Source organism: Corynebacterium sp. MSK047, assembly GCF_030232285.1.
In the GTDB taxonomy this organism is placed as follows: domain Bacteria; phylum Actinomycetota; class Actinomycetes; order Mycobacteriales; family Mycobacteriaceae; genus Corynebacterium; species Corynebacterium jeikeium_D.
The window spans coordinates 104,530-119,250 of record NZ_JASPJI010000002.1; the positions used below are offsets into that span (position 1 = coordinate 104,530).

At 60.5% G+C, this 14,721-nt stretch carries 15 protein-coding genes; 4 read left to right on the forward strand and 11 right to left on the reverse strand.

The genetic code is table 11. The annotated features are described in order from the left end of the window. Positions 1-13 precede the first annotated feature (13 nt). Both QP981_RS01235 and QP981_RS01240 read right to left on the reverse strand, forming a co-directional pair. Positions 14-1,171, reverse strand: a complete 1,158-nt coding sequence (locus tag QP981_RS01235) for a TadA family conjugal transfer-associated ATPase (protein WP_284857297.1) — start codon at positions 1,169-1,171, stop codon at positions 14-16. Then, positions 1,164-2,573, reverse strand: a complete 1,410-nt coding sequence (locus tag QP981_RS01240; protein WP_284857298.1) for a CpaE-like family protein — start codon at positions 2,571-2,573, stop codon at positions 1,164-1,166. The genes QP981_RS01235 and QP981_RS01240 overlap by 8 nt, the downstream gene beginning before the upstream one ends. A gap of 637 nt (positions 2,574-3,210) precedes the next feature. Here QP981_RS01240 and QP981_RS01245 point away from each other — a divergent pair. After that, positions 3,211-4,092, forward strand: a complete 882-nt coding sequence (locus QP981_RS01245) for an HAD family hydrolase (RefSeq protein WP_284857299.1) — start codon at positions 3,211-3,213, stop codon at positions 4,090-4,092. 24 nt (positions 4,093-4,116) lie between these two features. Here QP981_RS01245 and QP981_RS01250 read toward each other — a convergent pair whose 3' ends face one another. Then, a complete protein-coding gene (locus tag QP981_RS01250; RefSeq protein WP_350309461.1) occupies positions 4,117-5,124 on the reverse strand; it encodes a Fic family protein in 1,008 nt (335 codons plus the stop codon). A gap of 204 nt (positions 5,125-5,328) precedes the next feature. Between QP981_RS01250 and QP981_RS01255 the strand changes: the two genes are divergently transcribed. Both QP981_RS01255 and QP981_RS01260 read left to right on the forward strand, forming a co-directional pair. Next, positions 5,329-5,829, forward strand: a complete 501-nt coding sequence (locus QP981_RS01255; RefSeq protein ID WP_016421928.1) for a phage holin family protein — start codon at positions 5,329-5,331, stop codon at positions 5,827-5,829. A 93-nt stretch (positions 5,830-5,922) separates the two neighbouring features. Continuing rightward, complete coding sequence (locus QP981_RS01260) at positions 5,923-6,900, forward strand: alpha/beta fold hydrolase (protein WP_284857300.1); 978 nt, start codon at positions 5,923-5,925, stop codon at positions 6,898-6,900. 44 nt (positions 6,901-6,944) lie between these two features. Here the strand turns inward: QP981_RS01260 and QP981_RS01265 are convergent, their stop codons facing one another. Genes QP981_RS01265 through nth form a run of 4 tightly spaced genes read right to left on the reverse strand, consistent with a single transcriptional unit; the run spans position 6,945 to position 10,741 of the window. Continuing rightward, positions 6,945-8,141: a MarP family serine protease gene (locus QP981_RS01265; protein ID WP_284857301.1), complete on the reverse strand. Its 1,197-nt coding sequence runs from the start codon at positions 8,139-8,141 to the stop codon at positions 6,945-6,947. Further along, on the reverse strand, positions 8,138-9,037 hold the full coding sequence (locus QP981_RS01270; protein ID WP_284857302.1) for an NUDIX hydrolase: 900 nt from the start codon (positions 9,035-9,037) through the stop codon (positions 8,138-8,140). Before QP981_RS01270 ends, QP981_RS01265 begins: the two co-directional genes overlap by 4 nt. Then, positions 9,034-9,795, reverse strand: a complete 762-nt coding sequence (locus QP981_RS01275; protein ID WP_284857303.1) for a TlpA family protein disulfide reductase — start codon at positions 9,793-9,795, stop codon at positions 9,034-9,036. Before QP981_RS01275 ends, QP981_RS01270 begins: the two co-directional genes overlap by 4 nt. A 16-nt stretch (positions 9,796-9,811) precedes the next feature. After that, on the reverse strand, positions 9,812-10,741 hold the full coding sequence (nth, locus tag QP981_RS01280; protein ID WP_502869545.1) for an endonuclease III: 930 nt from the start codon (positions 10,739-10,741) through the stop codon (positions 9,812-9,814). 500 nt (positions 10,742-11,241) lie between these two features. On the opposite strand from nth, the gene glxR reads away from it, so the two are divergent. Beyond that, positions 11,242-11,925, forward strand: a complete 684-nt coding sequence (gene glxR, locus QP981_RS01285) for a CRP-like cAMP-activated global transcriptional regulator GlxR (RefSeq protein ID WP_005511668.1) — start codon at positions 11,242-11,244, stop codon at positions 11,923-11,925. Between the two features lie 600 nt (positions 11,926-12,525). On the opposite strand, the gene QP981_RS01290 is transcribed toward glxR, so the two are convergent. The 4 genes from QP981_RS01290 to QP981_RS01305 all read right to left on the reverse strand — a co-directional run bounded on the left by QP981_RS01290 (position 12,526) and on the right by QP981_RS01305 (position 14,712). Further along, positions 12,526-13,341 (reverse strand): MBL fold metallo-hydrolase, encoded by an 816-nt coding sequence (locus tag QP981_RS01290; RefSeq protein ID WP_005511689.1) that lies wholly within the window; start codon positions 13,339-13,341, stop codon positions 12,526-12,528. 135 nt (positions 13,342-13,476) lie between these two features. Next, positions 13,477-13,953 carry a RidA family protein gene (locus QP981_RS01295; RefSeq protein ID WP_070854037.1) on the reverse strand — a complete coding sequence of 159 codons (477 nt, stop codon included), beginning with the start codon at positions 13,951-13,953 and terminating at the stop codon, positions 13,477-13,479. A 135-nt stretch (positions 13,954-14,088) separates the two neighbouring features. Beyond that, entirely contained in the window at positions 14,089-14,250 is a 162-nt protein-coding gene (gene sp36 / locus QP981_RS01300) for a Sp36 family protein (protein WP_141744780.1), read from the reverse strand. 99 nt (positions 14,251-14,349) lie between these two features. Beyond that, a complete protein-coding gene (locus tag QP981_RS01305) occupies positions 14,350-14,712 on the reverse strand; it encodes a WhiB family transcriptional regulator (RefSeq protein WP_005511664.1) in 363 nt (120 codons plus the stop codon). Positions 14,713-14,721: the final 9 nt, after the last annotated feature.

Here is a 14,721-nt window from a genome sequence, read left to right on the forward strand (position 1 = left end):
GTTATTCCACCGGTTATTCCACCGACTGTTCCCTGCCGACCAGCAATTTCTGCAACGTTTCCCACCCCGGTCCCGGCCCGTCCCGAGCAGTCCAAACCTCCACCACCTCCGGTGGGTTACCGCGCAGCAGCCCGATCTGCGCCAGCCGGCGAACATCAGCGCGTTCGACTACCAACACCACCTGCACCGCAGAGACCAACTGCGCATGCAGCCCGGCGCGACTAAGGCCACCGATCAACCCCAAAGCCTCAAAGCGCGCGACGACATCCCCAATCCGGTTGGCGTGAATTGTCCCTGCCCCACCGCGATGCCCCGTGTTCAACGCAGCCAGCAGATCCACCACTTCGGCGCCACGAATCTCACCGACGACAATGCGGTCGGGACGCATGCGCAACGCCTGCTTCAGCAACTCCTGCTGCCCAATCGCACCGGCGCCCTCCAGGTTGGCGGCCCTGGTCACCAGCTTCACCACATGCGGATGCTGAGGCTGCAGCTCCGGAGTGTCCTCGATACACACAATGCGCTGGTCAGGATTAACTTCTGAGAGCATCGCCGCCAATAGCGTGGTCTTTCCCGCACCCGTGCCACCGGCGACAATAAACGAAAGCTGTCCCGCCACGATTCCCCGCAACACCGGCAGAATTTCCGGTGGAAATAGCCCGACATCGCATAGCTCCGCAAGTCCGCGACGAGCCGGACGCAGCACCCGCAGGCTAATCTGAGTGCCGGTCGCCGACGGTGGGGAAAGCACCGCATGAACTCGCACACCACAGCCGCCGACACCACCAGGAATATGGCCGTCGGCCCAGGGTTGCGCGTCGTCAAGCCTTCGTCCACACCGCGACGCGAGCCGCACCGCATACGCGCGCACCTCGCCCTCGTCCGCGAAGGAAATCTCGGCCCGCTCCAGTCCGTTGCCAGCGTCGACCCAGACCTCGCCCGGCGCGGTGACCAGCACATCGCTGACACCAGGGCGTCGCAACAGCGCATCCAACACACCCGCGCCCACTGTTTCCTCGCGAATCGTGCGTAGAATCTCCAGCACCTTCACATCGGAGACAACTCCCGCGGTCTCCGCGCGAATGATGTCGGCGACCTCGCTATGCGATGCCACCCCAGGCCGCTCCGCAAGCGCCGCCCGCACCGCCGCCAACAGCCTGACGTCATCCATCGCCACCACCGCCGACAAGGGCAAACATCGCTTCCAATCCCCGCGTCAGCTTGCCGACGGTTCCAGCGAGCCCGCCCACATCTATCTCGTGAGCTACTTTCTTGCAGTACTCAATCTCACCAGCAATGGGCAGATCGAGCGCGTACTCAACCTCTTCGACACTGATATCGCGGTGCTGCTGGTGCCGAACCGCCAGACTTGGCGTGAATCCTGCCTGTGCACAGACGCTGGCCAGGTGTCCACCGGCTGCGATAGCTCGGACCGAGGTGGGCAGGATGATGACGGTGTCATCGGCAAGCGCGCCGAGAGTGGTGACGTACTCCACTTGCTTCGGGCAGTCCACGATGACCGTAATTCCGGCATGAATAAGGCAACTAATGGTGCTGGCAATGTGCCGGACATCGTCGGGCCTGTCGGTTCTGCCGGGTCTGTCGGCACTGTCGAATTTGGTGGCCGCCGAGGCGTGGTTGTAAGCCGTCTCGGGCGTGCGACTGCGAGTCCACGTCAACACTTTCAGCGCGGGCGATCGCGGGCAGGATGGCAGTGCTTCGTAGAGTGCCGCCCCGTCAAGACGGCCATCAGCAGCCGAGAAGTCTTGCCACCTCAGTCCCGGTTCCGTTTCCATCCCGAGCACCAGATCAATACCTCCCGCCAGCGCATCTGCGTCCACCAAGCAGATGGGCTTTTCACGGGAAAGAACCAATGCACTCGCTGCCGCCGTAATGGAAGCACCGGCACCGCCGACCGCAGGAACCACCATCAGGCACGTTGCCGTGGAATCGGTTGTAGTTGCTGGCACGTTCGGTGCGGGTTCTGTACCTGGTGCTGTAATCACGTCTGCGCTCGCAGGTGACGCTGGGGTGTGTTGGTGGTTCAGAAGGCTCGAGCTGTGGTGGAAATCGGAGAGCCTCGGACCATCCGGACGTACCTCGGCTCGGCCGAGCAGTTCGACAATATCGACGTTATCCGCGGGCAAACTAGCGCTGTAAACAGGAGCTAAAACCTTCGCTACCTGCGCATCTTCCGCCTCAGTATCACTGCGGACCAGAAAGATTGCTCCCTCACAATGAGGCCGCCCGGCTAATCTTCGGGCTGCCGGTGCATCGACGAACACCGCTGGTGCCCGACGCCACAGGGCCGATGAAACTCCCGCTCCTGTCGATACTGACGATGGGGAAGGCTCTGGGGCTGATGATGATAGTGATGCTGGCGGCGAAGCAAATGTTTGTGCGGCCACTGACGCTGCAGCCACAGGTGGCACGGTCTCCTGCACACAGTCACGACCGGTAGCAGCGACTATGAGCGCAACCTCTTCACGCAGCGCTTCATCATCGACGGCGTTGACTACTGGATTTGTTGGAGCCTCGGTTCGCTGAGCCATGGACAGTTTCTTGATCGCCATGGCCATAGCGTGCACTACAGGGCGGATTCAATGATGCCCACAAGGGGCCAAAACCTCGCTGTCTGTGGATAATTTTCAGACTGTGGATAACTGCAGAACGCCACGTCGCCTTTGCCTTATGGCTACTGCGCGGCATGACTACTGCGCGGCCTGGCCAATGCAAGTTAGTGACTGCGTTTATGACAAAAATGGCACGAAAAATGGCTTGAAAGTGTCATAAACTCATACAGTTTCACATTTGCAGCCTGTAACTTTTTCTACATAACCCTCAACATTGGGCAAAAAGGGGCGACGCCCCGCGCCGGGGGGGGGGATTGGCGCGAGGCGTCTTTAACCGGCTCGGGGGGGGGATTGAGCCGGGGCGGCCTCGCAGTCTGTTTCTAAAAAGAACAAGAAGGGGCCAGCCACGTCCAAGTATTACATATCCCGAGGAATCTGCAAATACCTTTCAAAGGATTTAATGCCCAATATGTTCGATGTCACGTTTCCTCGATTAATCGCGCCCAGGAAATGCCGCGCCCCAATCGCCGCCAAGCCCCCACGACCGCCACCGCCCCAATCCCCCAGTCCCCACCCAGCAATTAAACACTCATAATGCTCTCCCCGAGCCCGACATCCATGGGTAAGCTCGGAGTCTATGAACACCGGCGAGAACAAGGCTTCAACAACGCCGCAGCCGCGCGCTTCTACGGACACACGCATCGTGGAAGGTGCCTCCGCCACCGCTGGCTCTCGCGTCGCTGCGTTCTTTGACCTGGATAAAACCATTATTGCCAAGAGCTCGGCATATGCGTTCAACAAGCAATTCCTCGAGCGCGGCATCATTTCGCCGACAGACATGCTGCAAATGGCGCTCAGCCATGCCCTGTACATGTCGCAGGGGCATGATGAGGCGCAAATGGAGGCCACCCGCGAGCAGTTTTCCGCCCTTATCGCTGGTCACAGTGCCAGGGAGCTGCGCCAGGTCGCCATCGAAACCCTAGAGCAGAACATCACGCCGTACATCTACGCCGAGGCATTGGAGCTCATTCGTGAACACCGCGCGCAGGGGCATCAGGTGTTTATTATCTCGGCATCGGCTCGACAGATTGTTGAGCCCATTGCGCAGGCGCTCGGTGTCTACAACGTGGTGGCCACCGAGCTGGAGGTCCGCGATGGGCTCTTCACGGGTGAAACGGAGTTCTTCTGCCGAGGCGAAAACAAGGCTGTGCAGATGCGTCGGATAGCGGAAAAGCGCCAGTTCGACCTGGCCGAATGCTTCGCATACTCGGATTCCATCACTGATGAGCCCATGCTGTCTGCAGTCGGCCATCCCGTCGTGGTCAATCCCGATCGCGCTCTGCGCAAGATTGCGACGGAACGTGAGTGGCCTGTGCGCCAATTCCGGAATCCCGTCCCGCTGTTTCGCGCGCCGTCGAAACGCAATGCTGCAATTCTTGCCGGCGTCACACTGGCGCTTGGCGCAGGTGCGACGCTGTTGGCACTGCGCAAAAACGACGACGAGCCAAAGGCCGACTAACCCACCATCCAGCAGCCGGCCCGCCTACACCGCTTCGGCGATACCGCGCGCTTCCACGGCACCGGCCTTCAGCCCCTCCAGGTGCAGCAGAATCCACGCACGAAGGCCATCGGCGCTTCCCGACGCGAACCCCTCTGCAGCCTCGACATACTCCTGGCGGTGGCGGGTCCAGTAGACCTCGGGCACGGCCAAGCCACGCGGATCCAGGCCGGTTGCGACAGTTGTCAGTCGCGAGGCGGCGCGGGCGATGATGCCGTTGTGGTACTCGAAGGGGCGCAGAGTCAGCAGCTCACCGTGCACAATCGCCGAGAGCACGCCAGCATGGATTTGGCTGCGGCCAGTGATGAAGTCACCGAGCACGTGCAGACGCTGCTCCTTCATCGCAGATGAGAGCTTGTCGTCACCGACCGGACGGCCGGCCTTCATCCGAGCCTCGGAACCGTCTTCAGTTTCACCTGCGGGCGATGCGTTCAACGCAAACTTGGCCAGCACCTGCTGCGGAGCGCGCTGCCACACGCGGGTGGTCTCACCAATTGACTCCGGGGAAATGGTGTCGGCAACCCGCAGGGCTGCTGCGAGTACGGGGTCGGTGATGTTGCCGTCGTCGGGAAGCGATGGCTCGCCGCCTTCTAGCCACGCCGATGCCCGAGCGCCACGCAGGACCGACTCGGAGCCGGTGACGTTGTGCTTGCGCAGGTTGGCCTTGTGCCTATGGACGGCCTGGATAGCCTTGGCCGCGACATCAGCCGCGTGCGCAACGCCGTCGAGCTGCCACAGGGGCGCGAGGGGGTCCTTGGGGTCAAGCTGCGGAATAGCAGCGGCGGGAGCACTGTCAGCGCCACCGGCACCCGATTCAGATGCCTTCGCCTGCGCTGCCTCACGCTCTGCGCGCTTCTTCGCCGACACGGAGGACACACCCAGGCTCATGCCAGCTAGGCCACCCTTTCCGACACCGGCGCCATTGCCGACACCGTTGCCAGCACCGGCGCCAATTCCATCGGCTCCACGCACGTTCTCAGGCTGATTGTTCATATCCCACACCCTAATTCTTCACCGCTAAGTAAGTGACAAACTTATATAGAAATGGTCAAAGATGAGAAAAACTTCAACGAGTTCTTGGCTTTTTCGCCCTTATGGCGCGCCCTACCCACAATCAGAGGTAGTATGGCAGTTTGTAACTGCAGTTTTAAAGTTTCAAACCATCTTTTCCAACCATCTGCGTAGGAGGAAGTACACGTGAGCAACGACGATACGAAGGGTCTCTTTACCGACGGCACCGAACCGCGTGTTACCGCTATCCCGCTGAGTGATGTGGATAGCAACGCATCGGGTGATGCTAGCGTCGGCCAGCTCGTGTCTAATGCTTCTTCGCAGATTTCCGCTCTGGTTCGCTCTGAGATTGAGCTGGCCAAGGCCGAAATTGCTGGCGAGGCTAAGAAGGGCGCAGTTGGCGGTGGCTTCTTCGCGGTTGCCGGCGTCGTCGCACTGTACTCCTCGTTCTTCTTTTTCTTCTTCCTCGGCTGGCTGCTGGATGTTTGGCTGCCAACCTGGGCTGCGTTCCTCATCGTTTTCGTTCTGATGCTGGTCATCGCCGGTGTTGCAGCACTGCTGGGTCTGAAGAAGGTCAAGTCGATCCGCAAGCCGGAGAAGACCATCGAGTCGATGCAGGAGCTGAAGGGGGTCGTGCCGTCGGGGTCGGCGAAGAAGTCTTCGCAGTCGAACGGTATGTACACCTAAAGGCTTAAAAGAAATTGGGCGGGACTTGTTGGTCTCGCCCTTTTGTCTTATTCAGTCCCGGTTTAAGCCCTTCGGAAAAGGTATTTTCCCCTCATGACCTCCCTCAGCGATTCTCTCACTGGCCCCTGGCGTCATCGTCTCATTCACGTCCGCGGCCAGCGCCTACACATCGCCGAGTGCGGCCGCCCCTCCGATCCGCTCGTGTTGTTTATTCACGGCTCGACTGGCGGTTGGTTTGAATGGCGCGAGGTTTTGCCAATGCTTAACGACGACTCGGGAGACCCCCTCCCCGTGCACGCTGTGGCTATTTCTATGCGTGGCTACGGTCAGTCCGACCGAACACCGCATGGCTATGATCCGTTTGAGGCGGCCCAGGACATCGCCTCGTCGATTCGCTCGTTGGGGCACTCGACTGCACTGCTGGTCTGTCAGGGGTTCGGCACGTGGGTGGCATGGACGCTGGCCTCGCGGCAGCCGAACCTTGTTGCCGGAATTATTGGTTGTGGTGCTGCACATCCGAAGGTGTGGCTCAACCAGTTGAAGAGCCCGTGGTCGGAGGACTTCCGCAATAGCCTTGCCCCGCTGCTGCGCCGTTCGTGGTGGGACTCGCGGCCACGGGTACCGCAGTTGCGTCGCAGTAAGTTCAGCACGCAGGCGGCTGAGGCTCGCCAGCAGCGGCTTATTGACCGCATCGTGCGCGAGTCCATGTCCACCACCGGGCAAGGGTTTGCCGAGACCCCCGAGGGAAAACAGACCGCGGAACTCATGGCTGACAGCCTGGCCAGTGGGGCACTCCGCCCTGCACTGGCTCACATGAATTGGTGGACGCGACCGGCTCCGGCCGCTTTCCGCAAGTGGTTGGGCGCGATGGAGGGGTCGTCGAAAAGCGATGAGCACACGGTGCTGCTCGTCGGCGAGCAGGACACTCGTACCCCACGTGCGCTAGTGGAGCTCAGCTCGAGTCACGTGCGCGTTGTGCCGGATTGTGGGCACTTCCTGCCGGCAGAGAAACCTCAGGCTGTGGTGCAGGCAATCAGGGATCACCTGCACTGGTTGCCGGAGGGGTCTTAGACTCCGGCTCGGCTGGGGCTGGCGCGCCCCACACAACTTTCCGCTTACCCCGCCACGCACTCCTGCGTGCTGATGGCCCCGTAGTTATCCATCGCCTCATCAATGTGTGGTTGGACCTCGGCGTGCGTCAGCGCGTAACCAGTCTGGTCATTGTTCACACCGGCACCGAAGACCAAGCCCAGGATCTGGCCCTGTGGCGTAATCAGTGGTCCGCCCGAGTTGCCGTGGCGCACATCTGCCTTCAGAACATAGGACTGGCGCTCGTGGCGAGTCGACGAATAAATATCCGGGCCTCGAATAATGATGTTCTCCGTCACGCGTGCAGGCGTGGCTTTAAAGGGACCGGATTCGGGAAAGCCCAGCACTACCGCGTCATCGCCCAAACGAGCTTCCTGGTCCGCCCACTGCATGGGCTCCAGGGGTAGGTCGGTGGTTCGGAGCAGGGCGACGTCGTCAAGCGGATCGTAGTGCACGACGTTTGCGTCAGCCATGCCGACCACGGTTTCCAGCCGAACAGTGGTGGCGCCGGCGACAACATGCGCGTTGGTGAGAATCAGATCCGGTGCGATGACAAAGCCCGTGCCCTGCAGCAAGCGTTCGCACTGCGGGGCCTCGCCCAAGACGCGGACGATGGACGGTCGAATACTGTCGACGACACCTTGTGAAATCACATTGGGGTCGGCGGGTTCATCGGGGACGTTCTGCTTGTAGCCGAATGGCGGAGCGATGGCGGGCATTCCATCATCGCGGAGCTGACGGAGGATGCCACTGAAGCCGTCGCTCCATTCGTCGGGCGCGACCTGGTCAATGAGGTTCATGCCCTTGGACTCACGCACCCAGTCGGCAAACTGCCCAGGCACGGCGGTGGCCAGGGGTACGGCGATCATCCATGTCACTACCAGCGCCGTCACGGACTGCACGATGGCACCGAGGCTAGAATCCAGGCCGACAGCCAACGGCGAGCGAATGGTATTCCGCAGCGACTGCCCTGCCACTGTTCCCACCGCATGACCAATCAACGCCAACAGAATCACCGTGCCGAGGCCCAGAAGAACCTTTCCCGACTGGTTCTCGACCTGCGCCATAGCTAGCGGCGCCAAGGGCACACCAATGACCAAGCCCAGGACAACGCCCAAAATGGCCATAATCGACGAGACGGCGCCCTGCTGCCAGCCGACGATAAGCGCGAAAATGAAGACCGCCAGCAGCGCAACGTCAAACACAGCGATTGCAGGCATCATCGTCGGCCTCCCTTCAGTACGGACAGTTTTTCACCATTAGCGGAACGCGCGAGCACCGGCAAAAGTTTCTGCACGTTGGTGTCGTCCCACGGTTCCGACCAGCCGGCCACGTCTAGCAAGTAGGACAGCACGCCGCCGGTAAAGCCCCAAACGACGAAGTCACCAACCTTAAATGCCGGTCCTGTCCAGCCGTGATAGCCCAGCATCATGCGGTTGTCCGGATTCGTCAGGTGGCTAATTGGCACATTGAGCACCGATTCCGTCTCTGCAGGGTCGACCACACGCAGCGGATGCGGTGCATGCCAATACGCCAACACCGGATTCACCGCGAAGCCAGTCCGCGAAATGTCAATCGAGTCCAGCACCCGCACCGGTGTCACCGTCTCTCGGTTCAGGCCGGTTTCTTCCTCGGCTTCACGCAGCGCGGTATCGATTTCATCCACGTCCTCGGGATCGACACGACCGCCCGGAAAAGCCATCTGGCCTGCATGCTTACGCAGGGTTGTCGCCCTGTGCGTAAGTACCACGCTGGCATCCTCCGGCCGTTGGTGCGCCTCCGCATCACCGCTGATCAGCACCAACACCGCCGACCGCGCCGGATTCCGCAACGGTTCCTCCTGCGTCGAAGAGTCTCGCCGCAACTTCGCAAACGCACGCTTCACGCTTGACGACGAAGCGGAGCGGCCGGCCACCTGCTGCTCCGAGTGGCCTGTTGTGGCGTGGCTGGCGCTGCTGGCATGGCTGGTGCTGGCGTGGCTGGCGTGGCTGGCGCTGCTGGCGTGACCTGCCGCGTCGTGATCAGCGCTGACCAGGTGCGGCGGCAAACTATTGGTCAACCACTTCGGCAGATACAGCCCCGAGCTTGCGTCACGATTCCACGACTGTCCCTGAGTCACTTCAATGCACCTCGCACGAGGTCAGTAATCTGCTGCGCATCGGTGAATTCACCAGGATGAATGGTCGCCACCGTGCCATCTGCCTTAAACACCACGGTGATGGGCACAACTCGCGGTAGATTCAACGCTGGTCCGACCACGTCGACCGTGTCCGAGTAGGTCGGTAGCTTTACTCCGATTTCCTGCAGGAAGGCCTGGCCACGCCCCGCCTCGCGAGCCGCATGCACCGTCGCCACCTGCACGTCCGGATTGTCCTTGGCCCATTGCTCAATAAGCGGTAGCTCTTGGCGACACGGCGCACAGTTCCACGCCCAGACATTAAGCACTGTCGGCTTGCCCTCGACGACCTGCCCCATGTCCACCAGCTCCGCTTGCCCAACCTCGTTGTCCTGGCCTGCCGAGCCTCCCGACTCCGCCAACAGCGGCAAGCGCACACCGGTCAGCGAGCCACTACCCGCTACCGCCGCGATCTCATCCTTCGACATCGCTGGCGCTGCCGGTGCACCATCCACTTCACCATCACTGCCAGCGCCATCACCGTTGCCAGCGCCATCCGTACCGACACTCACACCAGATCCAGTCCCACCACCGTCGGCCTCGTCATTGCCACCAGTGGTATTCACAATCGCGAAAATCACCAGACCCACAATGCTAATTCCCGCGATGAGCAGCGTAATCAGCGATGCCGAACGGTTAACGTCCGCCTGCCGATCCTCATAGTGGCCACCATTGTGACTATGACCGCCCTGCTCATTCACGAAAAGTGCTCCTCGACTAGTCCTGTGTCGCTGTGGTGTTGCGCGCGCTATCCCCGTCGTCAAGCGCGGAAAGTTCCTCCCCACTGTAGCCGTCATTAAGACCGGCCAGGTAGAGAAGCCATTCCCTGTCGTCTGACTTAATCAACTTCTCCGCAGTCTCCGGCTCCGCCGGACCCGCGATGCCGTACGACGGGCAATCCGCCGCCAAGAAGCACGCCCCGCACGCCGCCCGGCGCGAATGGCACACCCGGCGACCGTGGAAAATCAGCCGATGCGAAAACCACGTCCACTCCGCGCGCGGCAGCACCTCCATCATCTCGTGCTCCACGCGCACCGGATCTTCCTGCTCCGTGAGGCCCATGCGCCGCACCAGACGCCCAAAATGCGTATCGACCGTCAAACCCGGCACCCCAAAAGCATTCCCCAACACCACATTTGCCGTCTTTCGCCCCACGCCCGGCAGCTTCACCAGCTCCTCCAACGTGCCCGGCACCTCGCCGCCGTGCTGCTCCATCACCCCCTGCGCAAAGCCGATAATGTTCGCAGCCTTATTCCTATAGAAACCCGTCGGCCGAACGAGCTCCTCGACCTCCTCCTGATTCGCAACCGCCAAATCGGCAGGGGTGGGGTACCTAGCGAACAGCGCCGGCGTGGTCATATTCACCCGCACGTCCGTACACTGCGCCGACAGAATCGTCGCCACCGCGAGCTCATACGAATTACGAAAGTCCAGCTCACAGTGAGCATTCGGGTATGCCACCGCCAGCGTGCGGTTAATCCGCCGCGCGCGCCGCACCATACCCAGGCGCGTCTCCTTCCCTCGCGCCGCCGGATGCGCCCCCACCGCCCGACGCTTCTTCGACGTCAGGGATCCCTGCGGGTGCGTGGGCTGGGGTTTGTTTATCTGGTGCGTGCTTAACGACGATGCCTTGCCAGTCGTATCCATGGTCGTAGTGTATCGGCTACCCCGGATTGCAATTCGCGTGCGCACCTTTCGCGGGCCGAATCTTTAGATTCGTCCGGGATGCGGATGGAACCGGTAGCAGCTCGGGCATATTCGGTCAAAAACCAAAGAAGTCATGCCCCACCACATCTTGGAACACCGTTAGCGAATTATTAGTTATAAATACACAGTTCAGCGGCTTTTCACCAGAATTCCCCACAGGCGCAGTGGCTCTTTTGCTACAGTGGTGTTTATCACATCTTGGTGACGGCGTAGTTTTGGGATGCATCTGTAGAGGCGTTTTGTCGTGAAATTCGCCCAGGGATGAACCTGCCTTGAAAGCTGGCAGCGGCGTTACCGGGAAAGACCGAAAGTAGTGGGACTAGTGGGACGGGGCAGTTTCTCTTCCTGTTTGGCCACTGCAATCTGTAGTCGAGTGCTAATTTGGCGGCTGCTGGCCTGTATTTACGGTGGTTAGTGGCCCAAGACAGGAGAATTTTACCGTGGATGACGTCAAGGAGATTCTCTCCCGGGCCGGTGTATTTCAGGGAGTCGACCAGGAGGCTGTGCAGGCCTTGCTCGGCGAGCTCGAGACGGTTCGCTTCCCGCGTGGAACCACCATCTTCAATGAGGGAGAGCCGGGCGATCGGCTCTACATCATTATTGATGGCAAGGTGAAGCTGGCTCGTCGCTCAGCCGACGGTCGTGAAAACCTGTTGACCATCATGGGCCCATCCGACATGTTCGGCGAGCTCTCCATCTTCGACCCGGGCCCGCGCACCTCTTCGGCGGTCTGCGTCACCGAAGTTTCCGCCGCGTCCATGAGTGCCGATCAGCTGCAGGAATGGGTTGGTTCACACCCTGATGTTCCAGCTCAGCTGCTGCGCATGCTGGCCCGCCGTCTGCGCCGCACCAACAATTCACTGGCTGACCTCATTTTCACCGACGTCCCAGGTCGCGTTGCTAAGTCCCTGCTTCAGCTGGCCAATCGCTTCGGTGTTCAGGAAGGTTCTGCTCTCCGCGTGAACCACGACCTGACTCAGGAGGAAATCGCACAGCTCGTCGGTGCCTCCCGAGAGACCGTTAACAAGGCTCTGGCAGAGTTCGCGCACCGCGGCTGGATCCGCCTTGAGGGCAAGTCCGTGCTCATCTCCGATACGGAGCGTTTGGCTCGACGCGCACGTTAGCTTGTTGCGCACGTTAGCTTGTGGCGCACGTTAGCTTGTGGCGCTTGTGGCGCTGCCCAAACGACTCACATCCCGCAGCCTCTGCTTTTGGATCCTCGGTTCCCGTAGGAGCACATGAAACGCATGAGGCTCGCGGGATTTTTGTTGTCTTCCCCCGCTGGCCTGCCATGCTGACCTGGCATGCTGACCTGGCATGCCGGCCAAGTTTGGCGCACTTATCGACGCTTTTCTGCCACTTATCGATGCTTTCCCGGCACCTATCGATGCACCATTCACCGATTTCTCCTTGCATCAATCACTTATCGATGCGCTGTTCACTTGTGCGCGCGCTATAGCTCATCGACAAGTGGATACCTCATCGATAAGTGATTGAGCTGGCCCCGACGAGGCCAACCCACCCAACCGGCACTAGCCCACCCCAACTAGCACTAGCCCAAACAAAAAGCGCGCAACCCGCAAAACTGCAGGTCACACGCTCTTTTCATGCGGTGAGTCAAGCTCAGCTTCACTCAAGCTCGGCTTCAGCCAAGCCTCAATTAAGCTCAGCCCAGACCAGCCCAGCAACTGGCCAAAACCCAAGCCGAAGCCGAAGCCCAGCAACTACTCCCCGTGATCGCGCAGGTAGCGCAGGGTCACACGCGTCGACTGCTCAGCAGCATGACGCAGCACCGGATCGACATCGGTGTAAATCTCATCCACAATCTGGTCCACCGTAGCTTCGTCACCCAGCTTGGCAACGGCATCCTTCACCTGCTGCAGGCGCAGCTTACGACGCTCAATGTACTTCTGCGTCATTACAGTGATGTCCGGCAGGTCAGCACCATGACCAGGCAGCAGACGAACACCCTTGCCGCGCGAATCCAGCATTTTCAGGGTTTCCATGTACTTACCCAGGTCGCCGTCGGTCTCCGAAATCATAGTGGTGTGGCGGCCAGCGATCGTGTCACCGGTAACGATGCCTTCAACATCGTCCTCGCCATCACCAGTGTGGATGAAGAAGCAGACGGAATCAGCGGTATGACCAGGGGTTGCCACGACCTCAATCTGCGGAGTCACTCCGTCGAGGACGATACGTTCGCCGTCGACAAGCGGATCCTGACCTCCCGCGCAGTACTGAGACTCCAGCTCACGAATCGGCGCGCCGGTGAGCTGGCGGAAACGTGCGGCGCCATCAGCATGGTCGCCATGACGGTGCGTCAGCAGAATCAACGCAACGTCGCCGGCATAGCGCTGGAGGACGTTCAGGTGTCCCTCGTCCTCCGGGCCCGGATCGATGACAATGCTGCGGCTATCCCCCTCAGCCTTAATAACGTAGGAGTTCGTACCCTCCAGCGAAGAGTAGCTGGGGTTCGGGCACAGAACGACGCCCACAGACTGAGAAATCTGACGCAGTTGGCTATACGCAGGATGCTCCATGTCCTCTATCCTACGTGGTTGCGCAATCCGGGGAGCGCGCCACGTCGTCCAATTCGGCTCATTTGGGTGTAAGCACGCTTTACGACGCCCCGGAGAACGCAACATTCCCGCTGTTCACGGCAGCAAACACAGCAGCTACTGGGCTACTTCAACGATGATCTCGACTTCCACGGGAGCGTCCAGCGGAAGCTGATTCACACCCACTGCCGAGCGAGCGTGCTGGCCGCGTTCGCCAAAGACGTCGCCGAAGAGTTCCGAGGCTCCATTGATAACGCCCGGTTGACCAGTGAATCCGGCGGCGGAGTTGACGAAGCCGACGACCTTCACGATGCGGGTGACGTTGTCCAGGCCAACCTCAGCATCGACTGCGGCCAAAGCGTTGAGGGCGCAGGTGCGGGCTGCCTCCTTGGCCTCCTCAGCAGTGACTTCTGAGCCGACGTGGCCGACGTGGGTGAGCTCGCCGTTAACGAATGGGAGCTGACCGGAGGTGAAAACGAGGTTGCCCGTGCGCGTTGCGGGTACGTAGGCCGCAACTGGCGCGGCAACTGCAGGCAGGGTAAGCCCCAGGTCCTCGAGGGCCTGGGAAGGAGTGCGAGATTCAGAGTTGCTCATTTAAGTTAAGCCTTTCCACGGCGGCTAGGGCCGGGCGAATAAAGCCGGCCAAAGAAAGATGGCAGCCAACCGTGAGTCAGCTGCCAATCGAAAGCACAACCGCCGTTGTTAGTTAGGTACTAGACACCGAGGTAATTAGTCAGTCTTCGGGCGCTTGAAGTAACCAACGTGGTTTTCGCCGGTCGGGCCCGGGAGAACGGTGACGAGTTCCCAGCCGTCCTCACCAAAGTTGTCCAGGATGGCCTTGGTGTTGTGAATGAGCAGCGGTGCGGTGAAGTATTCCCATTTAGTAGTCATGGAAGCTACTTTATCTGTCCCCCAGCCTCGCGCGCTGGGGGTTCAATTTTACTTCGGTTTTACTTGGTACTTAGCCAGCTGTCCGCCAGTCCGGCGGCTTTACTTGGCCAGCTTTGCCTTGCGCTGAGCTGCGTACTGCTCAGCGTAGAAGTCGGCCCACGAAGTAATTTCCGGGTGCTCGCGCAGCATTGCGCGGCGCTGACGCTCGGTCAGGCCACCCCAGACGCCGAACTCGACGCGGTTATCCAGAGCGTCGGCACGGCACTGCAGAACCACTGGGCAGTGGCGGCAGATAACTGCGGCTTCGCGCTGTGCGGCGCCGCGAACGAACAACTTATCCGGGTCAATATCGCGGCACTTAGCGCGCGGGACCCACTCCTGACGATCGCGGAAGCTCTCTACACCGAGCTCGTAGTCTGGCGTAGTAGCAGTGCGGTTGCGATCGGGAATCGTGGCGGTCATTGTAGCCTC

Excerpts from the sequence above, each read along its gene's own strand:
- QP981_RS01235 (WP_284857297.1), bottom strand. The coding sequence starts at position 1,171 with ATGGATGACGTCAGGCTGTTGGCGGCGGTGCGGGCGGCGCTTGCGGAG.
- QP981_RS01240 (WP_284857298.1), bottom strand. The coding sequence starts at position 2,573 with ATGGCGATCAAGAAACTGTCCATGGCTCAGCGAACCGAGGCTCCAACA.
- QP981_RS01245 (WP_284857299.1), top strand. The coding sequence starts at position 3,211 with ATGAACACCGGCGAGAACAAGGCTTCAACAACGCCGCAGCCGCGCGCT.
- QP981_RS01250 (WP_350309461.1), bottom strand. The coding sequence starts at position 5,124 with ATGAACAATCAGCCTGAGAACGTGCGTGGAGCCGATGGAATTGGCGCC.
- QP981_RS01260 (WP_284857300.1), top strand. The coding sequence starts at position 5,923 with ATGACCTCCCTCAGCGATTCTCTCACTGGCCCCTGGCGTCATCGTCTC.
- QP981_RS01265 (WP_284857301.1), bottom strand. The coding sequence starts at position 8,141 with ATGATGCCTGCAATCGCTGTGTTTGACGTTGCGCTGCTGGCGGTCTTC.
- nth (WP_502869545.1), bottom strand. The coding sequence starts at position 10,741 with ATGGATACGACTGGCAAGGCATCGTCGTTAAGCACGCACCAGATAAAC.
- QP981_RS01290 (WP_005511689.1), bottom strand. The coding sequence starts at position 13,341 with ATGGAGCATCCTGCGTATAGCCAACTGCGTCAGATTTCTCAGTCTGTG.
- QP981_RS01295 (WP_070854037.1), bottom strand. The coding sequence starts at position 13,953 with ATGAGCAACTCTGAATCTCGCACTCCTTCCCAGGCCCTCGAGGACCTG.
- sp36 (WP_141744780.1), bottom strand. The coding sequence starts at position 14,250 with ATGACTACTAAATGGGAATACTTCACCGCACCGCTGCTCATTCACAAC.
- QP981_RS01305 (WP_005511664.1), bottom strand. The coding sequence starts at position 14,712 with ATGACCGCCACGATTCCCGATCGCAACCGCACTGCTACTACGCCAGAC.